Here is a 3,461-nt window from a genome sequence, read left to right as displayed (position 1 = left end):
AACCTACCCGCGGCATTGATGTTGGAGCTAAGTCAGAGATACACCGACTGATAGGGGAATTGACAAGGCAGGGCATGGCCGTGGTCATGGTCTCAAGTGAATTGTCGGAGATATTGGGAGTTGCTGATAGGATATTGGTGCTTCGTCAAGGATGCGTATCAGGCAGATTCAGCCGTCAGGACGCAACTCCGGATAAGATTATGGGAGTAGCTACATGAAAACAGCAGAGAAACAGACTAATCTTAAAAAGAAAGAAACTAAAAGTGTTGATTTGCGCCTTTTGTCTATGGTTTTTATTCTCGTGGCCATGTGGCTTTTTTTCCGCTGGCAGGTAGGAGACTTTTATTTTAGCGGAGAGAGCATTGCCAAGCTTAGCCGGGATATGGCTATCTGGATGATTCTTGCGGCCGGTATGACCATGGTAATTGTCTCCGGTAATATTGATTTATCAGTGGGTTCCCTGCTGGCTGTTGTTGTTGGAGCGTGCGCCTTTATGCTTGACCCGGAAAATGGATTGGGTTGGACAGCAAATGTAGCTGTCCCGTTGGCGCTGCTGATTGGTTTATCCCTTGGATTATGGCAGGGATTTCTTGTGGCCTTTTTCCGCATGCCAGCCTTTATAGTTACTCTGGCAGGTTTGTTTATCTTCCGAGGGCTAACGCAGAAAATAAGCGCAAAGGACCCGCGTGTGCCTGATGACAGTTGGGTAACAACGTTTGGGTTTAGTTATATCCCGCCAACAGTGGGTTATATTATTGCTGGGCTGATTTGCGTGGCAATTGTCTTCTTTGTGCTTAATAATTATTTTCGGAGAAAGAAGATGGGATTAGATCCCGGCAGCCGATGGGGTGTAATTTTGAAAATCCTGATTCCTTGCGCAATTATCTTAGGGTTTATCTATAAAGTAAACCAGTACAAGGGCTTACCTGTGCAGACCCTGATTATGCTTATTATTATATTTGTAATGTATTTCATTGCCCAGTATACACGGTTTGGTAGGCAGGTATTTGCTATCGGTGGGAATGCGGAAGCGGCGCGCTTTTCCGGTATAAATATTGAAAAAAATATAGTAGCAGTCTTCGGTATCATGGGACTATTGGCCGGTATAGCCGGCGTGGTATGGATGGCACAGAACCAGGGAGCAACACAGAAGGCAGGAGAGTGGTACGAACTTTACGCTATTGCTGCCTGCGTAATCGGTGGAACGAGTCTTATGGGCGGTCGAGGCTCTGTGTTTGGGACTCTACTGGGTGCGCTTGTTATGGCCACAGTGATACAGGGTATGGACTACACTGGTCTTGAAAACTGGCTGCAACTGGCTGTGCGAGGCTCTGTGCTGGCTATTGCCGTGGCTATTGATGTGGCTGGCAAAGACCCGGCGCCGTGGATGATTCGTCTCAAGCACAAATTTAAAAGAGTAAAATCGCAATGAGAAATTTGTTCGGCGAGCTATTGAAAATCACCTCTTTTTTCCCATTCTGTTGTAAACTTTCACATGAACTTTTGCATGTCTATAAATTGTGGTAAAATCATTTCACTTTATATCTTTTCTATCGTTACAACCAAAGAAATAAAAGAAACGTTGAGAAGTTTACCCCGTTAGAGATAGGTGAGAATTTCTCTAAATTTGAAAGTAAGAAAATGTTATCTCAAAAATCGCACAAATCATATCCTATTTCTAACGGGGGGACTACTAAATTCAAACCGTTAAAAAACCTTCAATTAATAATACAAGAGCTAAAAAAAGAGGGAAAACAGATAGTATTCGCAAACGGTATCTTTGATGTTTTACATGTCGGACATATTAGATATTTAGAAAGCGCAAAAAAATTGGGTGATATATTGGTAGTAGCTCTTAACAGTGATTCTTCCACGAAAAAACTAAAAGGCAGTAGTAGACCTATAATGTTGTTGGAAGAAAGAACTCTTGTAATATCTTCGTTGCAAGCAGTGGATTATGTTACATCTTTTGACGAAAATAGCGCGGATAATATCCTGTTAATGCTTAAACCACACATTCACGCTAAAGGAACTGATTATACTTCCAAAACTGTTCCCGAAAAAGATATCGTCGCTTCTTTTGGTGGTAAAATAGCAATAGTTGGAGACCCTAAAAATCACTCCACTAAAAATATAATTCGCAAAATAAAAATATGACAGCTGTATTTAAAACTGACGAAACACGTATTCTCATATTAAAACCATCTGCTCTAGGCGATATAGTTCATGCATTACCCTTGCTTGCTTCATTAAAAAAATCTTTTCCAAACAGATATATTGCCTGGGGAGTTAAAGAAAAATTTGCCGAACTTTTGGAGAAACATCCTTATTTAGATGAGGTTATAATATGGAAAAAACACGGCTTCTGGAAATTTGCAAGAGACATAAGACAAAGAAGATTTGACATTGTTCTTGACCTCCAGGGACTATTCAGAACAGGTCTTATTACATATCTTTCAGGAGCTACTCAAAGATGGGGATTTGCAAAAGAGGAAACAAAAGAGCAGCAATTTTTCTTTCTAAATATAAGAATCCCTACGCCAAGCGCCAATATAGTCGAAAAATATCTGGATTTCGTTGAACCTTTACAGGCAGAAAAAATAATAGAATTTCCGATTCCGGAAAAAGAATCAGCAAAAGAACATATAGGGCAATATTTCCAACGAACAGATGTTTCGCCTAATGATAAAGTAATCGCTTTAATTCAAGGTGCCGGATGGGGAAACAAGACATGGAAAGCAGAAAGATTTGCTCAATTGGGAAGACTGCTTTCCGCAAAGAAAAACTGGAAGGTAATGCTTATCTGGGGTGTAGGGGAAGCCGAAAAAGAAAAAGCGCAGAAAATAAACAAAATGGCTTCGGATAAACTTCTAATCGCTCCAGCTACCACAATTTCTCAACTTGTATCTTTATTGAAAAGATGTTCTCTGGCTGTCGGCGGAGATACGGGACCTCTTCATTTAGCCGCCGCATTGGGACTGCCTGTTGTAGGACTTTATGGACCAACTCCCCCGTCTAGAAATGGTCCTTTTACAGAAAAAAAAGAAATAATCTACCATAATCCTGCCTGCTCTCCATGCTGGAAAAGAATATGCAGGAATAAAAACAATGAATGCATAGATTCAATACAGGTCGAAGAAGTAATGAAAGCAATAGAGAATTTGGAAGCAAAGTATTTTTAAGATATAATCTGCGAATTGATTACACAGATTTAGAAAACAAGATACATTGATTAATAAATAAAAGGTATATAAGCAATGGTATAATTCTCTTTCAACAAAATATCAAAATGATAGAAAATCTAATGGATAAGGTGGTTTCTCTTTGCAAACGTCGTGGATTGATTTTTCAGTCCTCCGATATCTACGGTGGTTTGGCAAACACATGGGATTACGGTCCTTATGGCGTAGAGTTAAAAAACAATGTCAAACGCGCCTGGTGGAAATCGGTAGTTTACGAAT

The 3,461-nt window shown here is 40.2% G+C and carries 5 protein-coding genes; all 5 read left to right on the top strand.

The features are described from left to right. Positions 1-218: D-xylose ABC transporter ATP-binding protein (locus KAS42_06450; GenBank protein ID MCK4905859.1), on the top strand; the 218-nt coding region annotated here is incomplete at its 5' end. Beyond that, a complete protein-coding gene (locus KAS42_06445) occupies positions 215-1,432 on the top strand; it encodes a sugar ABC transporter permease (GenBank protein ID MCK4905858.1) in 1,218 nt (405 codons plus the stop codon). The genes KAS42_06450 and KAS42_06445, both read left to right, overlap by 4 nt. A 209-nt stretch (positions 1,433-1,641) precedes the next feature. Continuing rightward, positions 1,642-2,157, top strand: coding sequence for an adenylyltransferase/cytidyltransferase family protein (locus tag KAS42_06440; GenBank protein MCK4905857.1), 516 nt, complete (start codon positions 1,642-1,644; stop codon positions 2,155-2,157). Then, positions 2,154-3,182 (top strand): lipopolysaccharide heptosyltransferase II, encoded by a 1,029-nt coding sequence (gene waaF, locus KAS42_06435; protein MCK4905856.1) that lies wholly within the window; start codon positions 2,154-2,156, stop codon positions 3,180-3,182. Before KAS42_06440 ends, waaF begins: the two co-directional genes overlap by 4 nt. 107 nt (positions 3,183-3,289) lie before the next feature. Continuing rightward, positions 3,290-3,461, top strand: a 172-nt coding sequence (locus KAS42_06430; protein ID MCK4905855.1) for a glycine--tRNA ligase, incomplete at its 3' end; no start/stop codon positions are given.

The sequence above is a fragment of the bacterium genome, from assembly GCA_023135785.1.
Classification (GTDB): domain Bacteria; phylum CAIJMQ01; class CAIJMQ01; order CAIJMQ01; family CAIJMQ01; genus CAZNJA01.
The sequence above is the reverse complement of the archived record's forward strand: the minus strand, read 5'-3'. Positions and strand labels throughout refer to the sequence as shown.